This window comes from Pseudomonas sp. ME-P-057, assembly GCF_030208975.1.
GTDB classification, from domain to species: Bacteria; Pseudomonadota; Gammaproteobacteria; order Pseudomonadales; family Pseudomonadaceae; genus Aquipseudomonas; species Aquipseudomonas lutea.
The window spans coordinates 20,642-35,033 of sequence record NZ_JARVSX010000034.1; the positions used below are offsets into that span (position 1 = coordinate 20,642).

The window sequence follows — 14,392 nt, forward strand, 5'->3', positions numbered from 1 at the left end:
GTCCGTCAGGTATGGAAGGTGGCTTGCCTGATCCTAGTGGGCTGTCTTCGCGCTGAAAAATGCTTTATTTTCGGCCGGTCATGTCTTTTTGTTATGGATGGCTCCGATGAATCTGCGTCAACTCGAAGCGTTCCGCGCGGTGATTCTCGGCCAGACCGTAACCCGTGCCGCCGAGATGCTCCACATCTCTCAACCAGCCGCCACGCGTCTGATCGCCAGCCTGGAGGAAGACATCGGCTTTGCCCTGTTCGACCGCATCAGGGGGCGTCTGCAGCCCACCGCTGAAGCCTTGACGCTGTATCAGGAAGTGCAGCGCTCGCTGGTGGGGGTCGAGCGGATCGCACGCACGGCCCATGACATTCGCAGCCTCAAGCGCGGGTCATTGCACATCGCCTGCGCGCCGGCCATGGGCCTGGTCTTCATGCCGCGGGTCATCGCAGCGTTTCTGGCCGAGCACGACGGCGTGCAGGTGTCGCTGGTGGTGCATTCGTCCTCCGAGGTCATTGATCTGGTCGTGGGGCAGCGCTGCGATCTGGGCATCATCGTTCTGCCCAACACCTACCCCAGCCCCCGCGCGGAAAGATTGCTGGCGACATGCATGCTCTGCGCGGTGCCTGCAAACCATCGGCTGGCCGGGCACGCCGTGATCACCCCGCAAGACCTGCGCGGCGAAGCGTTCATTTCATACCCGAGCTCCATCGGTTCGCGGCAGCAGATCGATACGATCTTTGCCGCGTATGGGGTCGAGCGTGATTTGCGCGTTGAAACCCAGCTGTCCCAGCCAATGTGCGAGTTCGTTGAGTTGGGCGGTGGGGGTCGCCTTGATCGACGCGCTGAGCGCGATGAACTACCGGGGCAATGGCGTGGTGTTCAAGCCGTTCGAACCGGCTATAGAGATGGACTTCAGCATGTTGCTGCCGCTGCGCGGCCCGGCCTCGAAGCTGCAAGCCTCTTTCCTGGAACATACCCAGTCGTACATCGCCGAACATGTGCCGAGTGCGTACCGGTTTTAAATATGAAATGACCGTCCGTCGGCTGTCATGCACCCTTTTGGTTGGCCAACTGACCAATAGGTATCCATGACAACAAAGGGATTCACATCATGATCAAGAACAAATTCACTGCCCTGACCCTCGCTGGCTTGATGGCTGTCGCTACCGGTTCCGCATTTGCCGGCGCCACCAGCCCAACCGATCCGGTTGACAAGAACGGCCCGGCGTCTAGCAGCTCCACACGCGGCCAGAATAACGACGGCACTTCCCCGGGCACGTCCACCCCAGGCACCAAGGGCATGGGCAGCACCAACGGCACCAATCGCACTACCGATGGCGAAGGCGGCGGCATGACCAACGGCAACGGCATGGGCGGCAGCGGTGGCGGCACTGGTGGCGCAGGCGGCTCCAGCGGCAGCAAGTAATTGTTGCGTTGCAGGTGAGCGCTGGCGGTATGACGCCTGCTCACCGATGAATACAGGAAAGGCCGAACATGTTTCGGCCTTTTTTTGTGCGTGCGAAAAAGTAGTGTTTTCGGGTGATTCGCTTCCCTTCCTACCACAGCCTGCCTTAACTCCTGCTCTGCCCAGGGACAAGCCACCGCTTTCATAACGGTGAGGACGGTAAATGGCCTCCACAGCTTCCCTCCAATTGGACGTGTCCGCCGAAGACGCCGGCCTTTAGCGTGGTCGTTACCCACCGCTATCGGACAATCCACCATGAAAACCTACAAACGCCTCACTGCACCACTCTCCGGGATCGCCTTTGCTGCGCTCGCGTTCGCCGCCCACGTACACGCTCACGATGCAGGCCAGGAGAAAGTCACGGTGCTGGAGGCGCACCCGATGCTCAACGCCCCCGGGAAAAAAGCCATGACATTGACCGTGGACTACGCCCCGGGGCAGGCCTCAATCGCTCACAGCCACAGCGGCAGTGCAATCGCCTACGTGCTCGAGGGCGCAGTCGTATCGCGGGTCAACGATGGCAAGGCGCAGACTTATACAGCCGGCCAGACCTGGTACGAACCGGCCGGGTCCCGGCATTACGAATCCCGCAACGCCAGCGCCACACAGCCGGCGAAGCTGCTGGTGTTCATTCTGCTCGACGACGATGCAGACATCCTTGAACCCCTTCCCCAGTGAAGGCCGAGGGATGCGGCGCTGCGATGTATTCGCGCTAAATTTTCCGCCGCCGCTGTCGATACGCTATTCGTAGAGCCCGAATGTCGGGTCGGACCGGATCAGTGAAAGGCATAGGTATGTACAACAACATTTTTCTGCTGGTAGAACATGGCCGCGATCAAGGTGAAGTTTCAGTGCTGGGGTGGTTCGATGACGAACGCGCCGCACACGACACCGCCGAAGCCATGGAGTGGAAAGCGTATCGCGACGAGTCCAAGCGTCATCACCAATGGTCGAGCCAGCCCCTGTTGCCGCCGGACCAGACCGCGCACCGACGCTTTTGGGTGAAAGGCATCAGCAAATTCAGCCACACCCCGGCGCCGCGTTCGTGGGCGGTGCATTGATAGCTGTCAATTGACGTTCCTGCTGTGGGTGCACTACGACGGTGCCCCGCACCATCACGCGGCGCTATATGCCGCCGCGTTGCTTTCCTTGTTACCTTTCGCTTGGCATTCTTTGCCAACCCTCAGATCAGTCCAATCGATTTTTGAACCAACCCAACCGAAATTGAGCGATGCGGCCGGGCATTTACAAATGCTCCGCTCAGATACCTTCGACTCAAAGTGATTCACTTGGATCATCCCTGAAATTTCCGGCACAACTGTTGCAAAACTCACGACATAAACCGCTTTTACGCGTGGCAATGTCGATGAATCGTGACCTTCTTTGCACCCGGCTCAAGCAACAGTTCGAGACCTTTCCCAGGCAAGAACGCGCCGCTGCCAGCTTCATCCTGGACAATCCCCATGAAGTTGCGGTGATGTCTATGCGCGACCTCGCGCGGCTGGCCAATGTGCCGCCATCGACCATGACCCGCCTGGCAAAACGCATGGGCATGCCCGGCTACGACGCGCTGCGAGAGCTGTTCATCGAGTCTTTACGGGGCAACAGCAACGCTTACGGTTCGCGAGCCCATGGCCTGGTGGAGCTCAAGCAGCGCGTGGGCGAGCACCAGGTCATCGAGGACATGGCGAACAATGCCATCGACCAGATTCGCTCGCTGTGCAGTCACGAGAACCTTCAAGCAATGTCCCGCGCCGTTGCGTTGCTGGCCGGCGCCAGGCGAGTCTACTGCCTGGGCATGCGGTCCTCCTTCGGCGTGGCCTTTCAGTTTGCCCACGTCGCATCTTACTTCGCGAAAAACGTGCGGCTGGTCGAGGGCGCTGGCGAGAGTGGGGTGATGTCGATCGTCAACCAGACCAGCGCCAAAGACGTTGCGCTGGTGTGCAGCCTGCCGCGTTATTCGCGTCGGCTGATCACCCTGACCAATTACCTGCACCAGCAAGGCGTGCGGATCATCACCATTACCGACAGCCTGACCTCACCGACCGCGCGAATGGCCGCAGAGACCCTCATCGTCAAGAACCAGACCCCGTCTTTCTACGACACCGTCGTGCCCGCCATGTTGGTGAGCGAGATGCTGGTGGCGCTGATGTCGGCCCATTCCAATCAAGACGCCGAAGCCTCCGTGACGCAGACCGAAGAAAAACTGCTGAGCCTTGGCGAATGGTGGGACCTGGGCTGAGTCCCGCCACCGGCACCCGTTTCGTCCCACGACCCATCAAACCCTGGAGCACCACCATGACCGTCATCGCGTGCAAGCCGCTTGGCAAAACCCTGATCGCAGCGGGACTTTGTGCCCTTTTTGCCAGCGCGCTGTTTTCAAGCACCTCAGCCCATGCCGGCGATGCGCTGGACCACATCCTGAAAAGCAAGGAGCTGCGTGTAGCGGTGCCGGTGGATTACCCGCCCTACGGCTATGTCGGGCCCGACATGACGCCCCAAGGCCTCGACATTGACGTCGCAGCGCTGATGGCGAAAAAGCTCGGCGTCAAGCTGCAACTGGTCCCGGTCACCGCGCCCAACCGCGTGGCTTACATTCAGTCGGGCAAGGCCGATTTCACGATTTCATCCCTGGGCAAAACCGCCGAGCGCGAGAAGGTCATTGATTACAGCATCGCCTACTCGCCGTTCTTTGACGCCGTGTTCGGTGCCGCTGCGCTGCCGGTCAAAACGCTGGCCGACATGGCGGGCAAAACGGTGTCGGTGACCCGCGGTTCGATGCAAGACCGTGAGCTGACCGACGCCGCGCCGGACGCGGTCACCAAACGTTTCGAAGACAACAACAGCACTATTTCCGCGTTTCTGTCCGGGCAGACGCAAATGGTCGCCATCGGTACCACCGTGGCCGCTGCTCTGAAACAGAAGAACCCGAACATGGACATCGAGCTGAAGGTGGTCCTGTCCAACGCGCCCAACTACATCGGCATGAACAAAGACCAGCCGGAACTGCGCGCCCGGGTCAACGAGATCATCCGCCAGGCCAAGGCCGACGGCACGCTGGACGCCATCAGCCAGAAGTGGCTGGGCGCACCGGCTGGCGAGCTCCCGGAATAACTATGGGCGCGCTCTCACCCACCCTGGTCGAACTGGCGCGCTGGAGCGCAACGGTCCGGTTAACAGACATCCCTTTGCCGGTGCAACACGCCGCAAAGCGCTGCCTGATCGACACCCTGGGCGTGGCGATCGCTGGCAGCAGCAGCGACGTCGCCATACAAGCGCGGGCAGTCGCTCGGATGGCGGCGGCAACCGGGCATGCGACGGTCCTCGGCGATCGCCAGCCACTTAGCGCCCCTGCGGCGGCGTTCGTGAATGCCACCGCCGGACATGCCCTGGATTTCGACGACAACTGCTACTCCGGTTTCGTCCACGGCTCGGTGGTGATCATGCCCGCCGCACTGGGCGTAACCCAGATGCGCGAGCTGGACGGCGCCGCGCTGCTCACGGCGTTTGTCGTCGGCGCCGAATGCGAATACGCCCTGGCCAAGGCGCTGACGCGCCAAATATATGATCTGGGATGGTGGACCACTGGCGTACTCGGCGTCGTCGGTTCCTGCGCCGCAGCGTGTCACGCCCTGGGGTTGAACGCTGCGCAGACGGCGTCTGCGCTGGGCCTGGCGCTGACCGGCGCTGGCGGCATGAAGGCTGGTTTCGGCACCGATGCGAAAACCCTCATGGCCGGACGCACCAGCGAGGCAGGCGTGGTTGCTGCGCTGCTGGCCAGTCACGGCAGCCAGGGGCCGCTGGATATCGTCGAGCACAGCCGGGGGTTGTCGGTGATGTTCAACAATGGAGTGCTCATGCCAATGCCCGCCCTGGGCCACGAGTGGAGCCTGCTCAACCCCGGCGTCGACATCAAGCGCATGCCGATTTGCCTCTCATCACACGCAGCAGTCGATGCCCTGCGAGAGATGCTGCGGGTGGAGTCCTTCAGCGTTGAAGACATTGGCCAAATCATCTGCGACGTGCCGCCCATCGTCATGCAGAACCTGATTCATGACGCGCCGACGCATCGTCAGCACGCGCAATTCAGCATGCCGTTCGCCATGGCCGCCACCTGTTTGCTCGAAGACATCACCCTCGATTCATTGACCGAGGCCACGATCAATCGCCCTGACCTGCAACAGTTGATGCGCCGCACGCGAATGATCAGCAGCGAGCGCTGGCAGCCGGACCTGCTGGTCTCGGCGCCGGAGGGTGCGTGGGTGTGCGTCATGTGTAACGACGGCACGCGGGTCGAGCGCTTCTGCGCCACGCCCTCGGGGTCGGCACTCAATCCGTTGTCGCCCGCGCGCGTGCACAGCAAATTCCTGCTGTGCACAGCCCCGATCATCGGCGCAGACCAGGCGCACACCCTGCTCGCAAGGCTGCAACACGTGGAAGCTGTGCCCTGCGTTCGCGACCTCATTCCTCATTTTGACTGCGCGGAGGGCAACGCGTCATGACCCTGGATTTTTCGGTGGTACTCAAGCAGTGGCCGCTGTTGCTGGACGGCATGCTGCTGACGATTTTCCTGACGCTGTTTTCAGCGGTCATCGGGACATTGCTGGGCATCGGTTGCGGGCTGGTGCGCAGCAAAGGCCCCACATGGGCGCGCTGGTGCGTGGGCGCATACGTCGAACTGATCCGTAATACCCCGTTCATCATCCAGCTTTTTTTCATCTTTTTCGGCTTGCCCGGGCTGGGCCTGAAAATGACCGCGCTCACCGCCGCTATCGTTGCCAATGTCATCAACCTGGCGGCCTACGTGAGTGAGATCGCTCGCTCCGGCATCGAGGCAACGCCCGACGGCCAGATCGAAGCGGCGCAGAGTCTGGCGCTGGACCGCTGGCAGATTTTCACCCGGGTGGTGCTGCCGCCCGCGCTGAAACGCGTGTGGCCGACGCTAGTCGGCCAGATGGTCATCATCATGCTGGGGTCGGCCGTTTGCAGTCAGATTTCCGCCGAAGAGCTGACCTACGCAGCCAACCAGATCGCGAGTAACTCGTTCCGCAATTTCGAGACCTACATCGTGGTAGCGGGTTTATACCTGCTGCTCGCGGTTGCCCTGCGACGCCTGCTCAACTGGGTCGGTCCGCGCTTCATCTTTGGTCGCTGAAGGATAACCATGTTCGATTTCACGCTGTGGGACATTGCCCGAAACCTGCTGCTGGCGATGCGCTGGACCATCGCCCTGTCGTTGATCGCCTTCGTCGGCGGCGGCCTGGTGGGCGCGCTGTTGGTAGTGCTGCGCCTGACCGGCAACCGGTTTGTCCGCGGTCTGGTCATGCTCTACGTGCAGCTGTTTCAGGGCACGCCGCTGCTCCTGCAGCTATTTCTGGTGTACTTCGGCTTTTCCATGTTCGGCCTCGAAACCACGCCACTGGTGGCCGCATCGGTGTGCCTGACGCTTTACGCCAGCGCCTATCTGACCGAGATCTGGCGCGGCGGCATCGAGTCCATCGAACGCGGCCAGTGGGAGGCGTCGAGCAGCCTGGCGCTGACCTTCGGCGAACAGATGCGCTACGTGATCCTGCCACAGGCCGTTCGCGTGGGCATCGCTCCCACGGTCGGATTCATGGTGCAGGTGGTCAAGGCTACCGCGCTGACTTCGGTGATTGGTTTCGTCGAGATGACCCGCGCTGGACAGATCATCACCAACGCCACTTTTCAACCATTTTTGACCTACGGCTCGGTCGCGCTGATGTACTTCGCGCTGTGCTTTCCGCTGTCGTGGTACAGCCGCGTGCTTGAACAAAAACTGCGCCGATAGAGGACCTGCAATATGAACGTATCACCCGTACTCGATGACAAGCCCGGCTTTGCACTGGTGGATATTCGAGGCCTGCGCAAGCGCTTCGGCGATAACGAAGTGCTCAAAGACGTTGACCTGCAAATCGCGCGCAAGGAAGTGGTCTGCATCATCGGCAAAAGCGGCTCGGGCAAGAGCACGCTGCTGCGTTGCATGAACGGGCTCGAGGCATATCAGCAAGGCAGCGTCACGGTTGACGGCCAAAGGGTTTGTCCGGATGACCGCAACGCATTGCGCGAACTGCGGCAGAACGTCGGCATGATCTTTCAGGGCTTCAACCTGTTCCCGCATCTGAGCGCCGGACAGAACGTGATGCTCGCGCCGCGCCTGGTGCAGAGAGCTTCCAGCGCGGACGCCGAGCGCCATGCTCGCAAACTGCTCACGCGGGTCGGCCTGGGCGAACGCTTCGATGCCTTTCCCGATCAGCTGTCCGGCGGTCAACAACAGCGCGTGGCCATTGCCCGCTCGCTGGCAATGAACCCGCAAGTGCTGCTTTGCGACGAGATCACTTCAGCGCTCGACCCGGAACTGGTCGGCGAGGTGCTGCAGGTGGTCGAAGGCCTGGCCCGTGAAGGCATGACGCTGATCATGGTCACTCATGAAATGGCCTTCGCCCGGCGAGTCAGTGACCGTGTGGTCTTCATGCATCAAGGTCTGGTGCATGAATCGGGCGACCCCGAAACACTCTTTTCCAACCCACGGACGCCCGAGTTGCGCCGCTTTCTTTCCACTGAAGGCTAAACGCCGTCGCATTTTGTATTTTTTCATTCAGGAGACGCCCATGGATTTCCCACTGACCGTTGCACCGTCGAAAAAACACCAGAGCTTTTTGTGGTCGCCTATCTGTACGGACCTCGACACCCTTGATGCTCATGTCGCGATCATCGGCATGCCCTACGGCAAGGCGTACGTCGCCGAGCACATCAGCAATGACCAGAGCAAAGCGCCCGATGCGATTCGCGCGATGAGCGACCGCATCTGTCGTGCCCTGCACCACTACGATTTTGATGTTGGCGGCACGATCTACGACAACCGCGCGCTGAAAGTCGTGGACTGCGGCAACGTCCCGGCGGACCCCACCGACCTTGGCAGCCACGGCCTGCGGTCTGAACAGGCGATCCGCAAGATCCTCGACGCTGGCGCACTGCCGATTATCCTCGGCGGCGACCACAGCATCCCGATCCCGATCCTGCGTGCCTACGAAGGTCGCGGCGAAATTACCTTGATCCACATCGACGCGCATCTGGACTGGCGCGACGAGATAAATGGTGTGCGCGACGGCCTGTCCAGTCCGATACGTCGGGCTTCGGAAATGGCGCATATCGGCGAGATCTTTCAGATCGGCCTGCGCGCTCAAGGCAGCGGTCGACAGGCAGACTTCCAGGCGGCGGTGGATTACGGCGCGCACCTGATCACCGCCTACGACGTGCATGACAGCGGCATGCAGACCGTGCTGGATCAGATTCCGGACAACGGCAATTACTACCTGACCATCGACGCCGATGGTCTGGATCCATCGATCATGCCGGGCGTCGCCGGGCCTGCGCTCGGCGGCATCACTTACGTGCAGATGCGTAAGCTGATTCACGGGCTGGTGAACAAAGGCAAGGTGGTGGGCATGGACATCGTCGAAATCACCCCCGGCACCGACGTCAACAACATCAGTTGCATCACTGCCGGACGCTTGATCGTCAACCTCATTGGCGCCGCAGTGCGGGCCGATTATTTCGATGCGCCTGCGCTGCCCGCCGCTGCGATCTGAGACTTTGCCTGAACCGGCTGGCCTTCCAGGCGGGCGGAAATCAGGGCCATGGACTGGCTTAACCACCCTAATTTTTTTAATCAAAACAGCAGGTCTACTATGCCCACGCATACCCGCATCCGCATGTTCAACACCAAGGACACTTACCCCAACCAGAAGCTCGATAACGACCTGTGCCAAGCCGTGCGTGCCGGCAATACAGTTTACGTTCGCGGTCAACTGGGCACTGACTTCGAAGGCAATCTGATTGGTTTGGGCGACGCCGGTGCCCAGGCCGAACAGGCCATGAAAAACATCAAGCAACTGCTGGAAGAAGCCGGCAGCCAGTTGCAGGACATCGTTAAAATCACCATTTACCTCATCGACCCGCGTTACCGCGAGGAAGTGTATCGGGTGGTGGGCAGATGGCTGAAGGGGGTGTTCCCGATCTCGACCGGACTGGTGGTTTCAGCGCTTGGGCAGCCGCAGTGGTTGATGGAAATCGACGTAATTGCGGTGATTCCGGCGTAATCTTTCCGGAACGGATAGGCTAATGGCCGGTTTTTCTAACCCTCTTCAGGCACCCCATGAACGACCGTCACATCATCATCCCGGACGAAATGCGTTTGCTGACCGAGCGCGCAGGCTACGCGCCGGCCGTGAAAGTCGGCAAAACCCTCTACTGCGCAGGCCAGGTCGGTCGCACTCCTGAACTGGCCGTAATTGACGACCCGGAACAGCAGTTCATTGCCGCATGGGAAAACCTGCGGCTGGTTTTGGCGGCCGGAGGCTGCACCTTTGAAGACGTCGTGGACCTGACGACCTACCACACCGATATTCAGCGGGACATGCCCCTGTTCAGAGCCGTAAAAGACAGCGTCTTCCCCCGAGGTACGTGCGCATGGACGTGCCTGGGCGTCACAGAACTTGCCAGGCCGGGGCTGCTGGTGGAGATCAAGTGCATCGCGGTGCATCGCTGATCGTCGGCACTCATGCCACGCTGCCTGAACAGCGTGGCTTCCGGAATCGGGCATCTCTTGCCCTATCAGCGCGCAAACGGCTGGAAGGCCGCTGACATCAACGCGCAGTGATTTTCCACGCCCGGTGGATTTTGCCGTTGCGGGCAAAGTCAGGGTCAACCGTCTGCTGAGTGATTTCTTCCACCGCGTACCGCTCCACCAGCGTCTCTTCGAGCTGGAACTTGCGGAAGTTGTTGGAGAAATACAGCACGCCGCCGGGCGCCAGGCGCGCCATGGCCAGGTCGATCAACTGCACCTGATCGCGCTGCACGTCAAACACCCCTTCCATGCGCTTGGAGTTCGAGAAGGTCGGCGGGTCGATGAAGATCAGGTCGTATTCGTCACGACTGGCCTCAAGCCAGACCATCACATCGCTTTGCTCCAGACGGTTCTTGTCAGAGAAACCATTGAGCGAGAGGTTGCGACGGGCCCAGTCCAGGTAAGTCTTGGACAGGTCGACGCTGGTGGTGCTGCGCGCGCCGCCCTTGGCCGCGTGCACGCTGGCGGTCGCGGTGTAGCAATACAGGTTGAGAAAACGCTTGCCTGCCGCTTCGCGCTGAATGCGCATACGCATCGGCCGGTGATCGAGGAACAGCCCGGTGTCCAGGTAATCCGTAAGGTTGACCAGCAGCTTGACGCCGCCTTCGTTGACCTCGTTGAATTTGCCCTGGGCGCTCTGGCGCTCGTACTGTTTGGTGCCGCTCTGGCGCTCGCGGCGCTTGACCACCACCCGGCTCTTGTCGATGCCCAGTGCCTGCGGAATGGCTGCCAGTGCATCGAACATGCGGATGGACGCTTTCTCCGGGTCGATGGATTTCGGCGCCACGTATTCCTGGACGTGCACCCAGTCGTGGTACAGGTCGATGGCCATGGCGTACTCAGGCATGTCCGCATCGTAGACGCGGTAGCAATCGATGCCTTCGCGCTTGACCCATTTGCCCAGTGCCTTCACGTTCTTCTGCAGGCGATTGGCAAACATCTGCCCGCCTTCGCTCAGGCGCGGTTGCTCGATGACCGGCGCCGGTGCCGGCTTGATCGGGTTGCCGTTCTTGTTGTACTGACGCTCCTGCGGCGCGTCCGGGGTCTGGTCGTAAGCGGCCTGCTCACGTTCGGCCTGACGCTGCTCCGGTGTGCGGCGCTCGCCGGTCACAAACTGGTCCGGCAGGACTTTGATCAACAGCAGCTTGCACGGCAGCGCGCCGTTCCAGAACGCGTATTGCTTGTGGCTGCGGATGCCCATGCGCTTGCCCAGGTCCGGGGCGCCGGTGAACACTGCGGCCTCCCAGTTCAGGCAGGCCTGACGCAGACGCTCGCCGAGGTTCTGATAGAGATAAAGCAGGCTCGCCTCATCGCCCAGACGTTCCCCGTACGGCGGGTTGCAGATGACCAGACCGGTCTGGTTCTGATCGGGACGCGGTTCGAAGGTCGCCACTTCGCCCTGATAGATCTTGATCCATTCGCTCAGGCCGGCGCGTTCGACGTTATTGCGGCCGGGCTGAATCAACCGCGGGTCGGCTTCGTAACCGCGAATCCACAACGGCGGTTTGGCCAGGCCGGCTTGCGCCCTCTCCAGCGCTTCGTCGTGCAGCTTGCGCCAGATCGCCGGCACGTGACCCAGCCACGCGGAGAAACCCCAACGCTCGCGCTTGAGGTTGGGCGCGATATCAGCGGCAATCATCGCCGCCTCCACCAGGAATGTGCCGACGCCGCACATCGGGTCAGCCAGCGCGCCGCCTTCAGCAGCAATGCGTGGCCAGCCGGAGCGAATCAGAATGGCGGCGGCGAGGTTTTCCTTGAGCGGCGCAGCGCCTTGCTGCAGGCGGTAACCGCGCTGGTGCAGGCTGTGGCCGGACAGGTCCAGGGACAAAATCGCTTCGCCCCGGTCCAGGCGCAGGTGCACGCGCAGGTCGGGGTTGATTTTATCGACCGAGGGGCGCAGTCCGTCGGCAGTGCGCAAGCGGTCGACGATGCCGTCTTTGACCTTCAAGGCGCCGAAATGCGTGTTGTCGATGCCCGAACCGTGCCCGCTGAACTCCACGGCCAGCGTGCCTTCCGGCTCCAGATGGTCAGCCCACTCGATGTCGTGCACGCCGTGATAAAGGTCTTCGGCGTCCTTCATCGGGAAGCGCTTGAGGACCAGCAGTACCCGGTTGGCCAGTCGCGACCACAGGCACAGCCGGTAGGCGGTCTCCATGTCGGCGGTGCCGCGAATGGCCGACGTGTGCTCGCGGGTTTCCTCCAGGCCAAGGGCAGTGGCCTCCTCGGCAAGCAAGCCTTCGAGGCCCTTCGGGCAGGTGAGGAAGAGTTCGTAACGGTCCGACATGAGTATTCCAGAGCCTTGGGCTATAGCGGCCGGACAACGCATTGTCCGACCCGATTCAAACAGACGCCTTTCAAGGAGGACGGCTGCGCGGCACACAGTTTGTGCCTGTCCTTCGCACCGATGCATTTCGGATACGACGGCCCGCCAACGTGTGAACGCGACGGTTTGGTATAAAAAAAAGACTATTCAGCACGACGGTGGCGGCAATAAAAAGTCACATCAGTGACCCTTCGTCGCTTTTCGGCTGGCCGCAAACGGCCATCAGTCGTAAGTGCGAAACGTTTGCACTCTCCCCCAGGAACCGCGGTTCAAGGGGCTTTCAAAAAAAAGCGCGGTTCAAAGGCTGCACGCCTTATGGCGCTTATGCCTGAGATATGACGTTCTTATGACTAAACGGTCATTCACAGGGCAACCTTCATTGGTTAGAAATCATTCAGGCCATCACCGCAACGGCGATGGCATCAAGCCCGCGACGCCGGCAGCGGGCCGTTAATGGCAGAGCATTTCTGCCCGACCTCAACCCGAGGTCTCCAGGGACATTACAGTCAACAAACGAGGGCAACACCCTATGAGAAGACTTAAGCGTGATCCGTTGGAAAGAGCATTTTCGCGCGGATATCAATACGGCGTATCTGGTAAATCCCGTGAGCTTTGCCCATTTACTCTACCGTCAGTGCGTCAAGCCTGGATCAATGGCTGGCGAGAAGGACGCGGCGACAACTGGGACGGTATGACCGGCACTGCGGGCATTCACAGACTCAACGAACTTCACGCGGTCGGCTGACGCAACCTCACGTTACAGCCTGACCTAAAGCTTCTTCGACATTTTTGACTCGCTACACCGATAACACGCACGTCCCACCCGGGCGGCGGGCCAAGGCCCAAGAGGGGTTCCAGTGGGAACCCCTCTTTTCGTCACACTGCTTGACGGCTCATCGATGCGATGGCGTCCACCGATTCGCGAATCAGCGCCGGCCCCTTGTAAATAAAACCCGAATAGATCTGCACCAGACTCGCTCCGGCCGCGATCTTCTCGGCGGCGTGCCTGCCTTCGGTGATGCCGCCGGCGGCGATGATCGGCATCCGCCCGCCCAACTCACCAGCCAGCACTTTGACGATGTGCGTGCTCTGCTCGCGCACCGGAGCGCCCGAGAGCCCGCCAGTTTCGTCGCCGTGGGGCAACCCTTCGACGCCCTGACGGCTGAGGGTGGTGTTGGTTGCAATCACGGCATCCATTCCCGACTCCAGCAGCGCGCTGGCAACCAGCACGGTTTCCTCATCGGTCATGTCCGGGGCGATCTTGATCGCCAGCGGCACACGCTTGCCGTGAATGTGGGTCAGGGCTTCCTGGCGCGAACGCAAGGCCTGGAGCAACTGCTTGAGTGAATCGCCGAACTGCAGGCTGCGCAGCCCGGGCGTGTTCGGCGAACTGACGTTGACGGTGATGTAGCTGGCGTGGTCGTAGACCTTGTCCAGACAGATAAGGTAATCATCGACTGCCCGCTCGACCGGCGTGTCGGCATTCTTGCCGATGTTGATGCCCAGCACGCCGTTGTACTGCGCGGCCTGCACACGGCTGACCAGATTGTCGACGCCCAGATTGTTGAAGCCCATGCGGTTGATGATGGCCTCGGCGTGGGGCAGGCGGAAAATGCGCGGCTTCGGATTGCCCGGTTGCGGGCGTGGCGTGACGGTGCCGATTTCGACGAAACCGAAGCCCAGCTGGGCAAAACCGTCGATGGCCGCGCCGTTCTTGTCCAGCCCCGCCGCCAGCCCGACCGGGTTGGGGAAGCGCAGGCCCATGACGGTCACCGGCAGCTGCATCGGTGCCTTGTTGAACAGGCCATTAAGGCCCAGGCGCCCACCGGCTCCAATCAGATCGATGGACAGATCGTGGGACGCTTCCGGGGAAAGTTTGAACAGTAACTGGCGGGCCAGGTTATACATGGGCGGTCGCGGCTCGATTGCGGCTGGGATCAGCGGCGGATTATAAACGCCGGTACGG

Annotated in this window: 16 protein-coding genes; 14 read left to right on the forward strand and 2 right to left on the reverse strand. The window is 61.1% G+C overall.

Annotation, left to right across the window (positions count from 1 at the left end; genetic code table 11):
- The first annotated feature begins 106 nt into the window (after positions 1 to 106).
- From QRN48_RS18310 to QRN48_RS18370, 13 genes are all read left to right on the forward strand, one after another.
- Complete coding sequence (locus QRN48_RS18310; RefSeq protein ID WP_285352174.1) at positions 107 to 1,024, forward strand: LysR substrate-binding domain-containing protein; 918 nt, start codon at positions 107 to 109, stop codon at positions 1,022 to 1,024.
- A gap of 78 nt (positions 1,025 to 1,102) precedes the next feature.
- Positions 1,103 to 1,417 (forward strand): hypothetical protein, encoded by a 315-nt coding sequence (locus QRN48_RS18315; protein ID WP_285352176.1) that lies wholly within the window; start codon positions 1,103 to 1,105, stop codon positions 1,415 to 1,417.
- A gap of 294 nt (positions 1,418 to 1,711) precedes the next feature.
- Complete coding sequence (locus QRN48_RS18320; protein ID WP_285352178.1) at positions 1,712 to 2,134, forward strand: cupin domain-containing protein; 423 nt, start codon at positions 1,712 to 1,714, stop codon at positions 2,132 to 2,134.
- Positions 2,135 to 2,250: 116 nt separating this feature from the next.
- Complete coding sequence (locus QRN48_RS18325) at positions 2,251 to 2,517, forward strand: hypothetical protein (protein ID WP_037011013.1); 267 nt, start codon at positions 2,251 to 2,253, stop codon at positions 2,515 to 2,517.
- A 305-nt stretch (positions 2,518 to 2,822) separates the two neighbouring features.
- Positions 2,823 to 3,698 (forward strand): MurR/RpiR family transcriptional regulator, encoded by an 876-nt coding sequence (locus tag QRN48_RS18330; protein ID WP_285352182.1) that lies wholly within the window; start codon positions 2,823 to 2,825, stop codon positions 3,696 to 3,698.
- A gap of 56 nt (positions 3,699 to 3,754) precedes the next feature.
- On the forward strand, positions 3,755 to 4,570 hold the full coding sequence (locus QRN48_RS18335; protein WP_191943593.1) for a transporter substrate-binding domain-containing protein: 816 nt from the start codon (positions 3,755 to 3,757) through the stop codon (positions 4,568 to 4,570).
- A 2-nt stretch (positions 4,571 to 4,572) separates the two neighbouring features.
- Positions 4,573 to 5,958, forward strand: coding sequence for an MmgE/PrpD family protein (locus tag QRN48_RS18340; RefSeq protein ID WP_191943594.1), 1,386 nt, complete (start codon positions 4,573 to 4,575; stop codon positions 5,956 to 5,958).
- Positions 5,955 to 6,611, forward strand: a complete 657-nt coding sequence (locus QRN48_RS18345) for an amino acid ABC transporter permease (RefSeq protein WP_191943595.1) — start codon at positions 5,955 to 5,957, stop codon at positions 6,609 to 6,611. The genes QRN48_RS18340 and QRN48_RS18345 overlap by 4 nt, the downstream gene beginning before the upstream one ends.
- Positions 6,612 to 6,620: 9 nt before the next feature.
- Complete coding sequence (locus QRN48_RS18350; RefSeq protein ID WP_285352186.1) at positions 6,621 to 7,265, forward strand: amino acid ABC transporter permease; 645 nt, start codon at positions 6,621 to 6,623, stop codon at positions 7,263 to 7,265.
- Between the two features lie 12 nt (positions 7,266 to 7,277).
- Positions 7,278 to 8,045, forward strand: a complete 768-nt coding sequence (locus QRN48_RS18355) for an amino acid ABC transporter ATP-binding protein (protein ID WP_198425279.1) — start codon at positions 7,278 to 7,280, stop codon at positions 8,043 to 8,045.
- A 40-nt stretch (positions 8,046 to 8,085) separates the two neighbouring features.
- Positions 8,086 to 9,066, forward strand: a complete 981-nt coding sequence (locus QRN48_RS18360) for an agmatinase (RefSeq protein ID WP_285352189.1) — start codon at positions 8,086 to 8,088, stop codon at positions 9,064 to 9,066.
- Positions 9,067 to 9,165: 99 nt separating this feature from the next.
- The gene (locus QRN48_RS18365) at positions 9,166 to 9,576 is read left to right on the forward strand and encodes a RidA family protein (RefSeq protein ID WP_191943598.1); all 411 of its coding nucleotides are present in this window, start codon (positions 9,166 to 9,168) and stop codon (positions 9,574 to 9,576) included.
- Positions 9,577 to 9,632: 56 nt separating this feature from the next.
- Positions 9,633 to 10,025 (forward strand): RidA family protein, encoded by a 393-nt coding sequence (locus QRN48_RS18370; protein WP_191943599.1) that lies wholly within the window; start codon positions 9,633 to 9,635, stop codon positions 10,023 to 10,025.
- 97 nt (positions 10,026 to 10,122) lie between these two features.
- On the opposite strand, the gene rlmKL is transcribed toward QRN48_RS18370, so the two are convergent.
- Positions 10,123 to 12,387, reverse strand: coding sequence for a bifunctional 23S rRNA (guanine(2069)-N(7))-methyltransferase RlmK/23S rRNA (guanine(2445)-N(2))-methyltransferase RlmL (gene rlmKL / locus QRN48_RS18375; protein WP_285352192.1), 2,265 nt, complete (start codon positions 12,385 to 12,387; stop codon positions 10,123 to 10,125).
- Positions 12,388 to 12,955: 568 nt separating this feature from the next.
- Between rlmKL and rmf the strand changes: the two genes are divergently transcribed.
- Positions 12,956 to 13,171 (forward strand): ribosome modulation factor, encoded by a 216-nt coding sequence (gene rmf / locus QRN48_RS18380; protein WP_081955331.1) that lies wholly within the window; start codon positions 12,956 to 12,958, stop codon positions 13,169 to 13,171.
- Between the two features lie 131 nt (positions 13,172 to 13,302).
- On the opposite strand, the gene QRN48_RS18385 is transcribed toward rmf, so the two are convergent.
- Positions 13,303 to 14,334, reverse strand: coding sequence for a quinone-dependent dihydroorotate dehydrogenase (locus QRN48_RS18385; protein ID WP_191943600.1), 1,032 nt, complete (start codon positions 14,332 to 14,334; stop codon positions 13,303 to 13,305).
- Positions 14,335 to 14,392 lie beyond the last annotated feature (58 nt).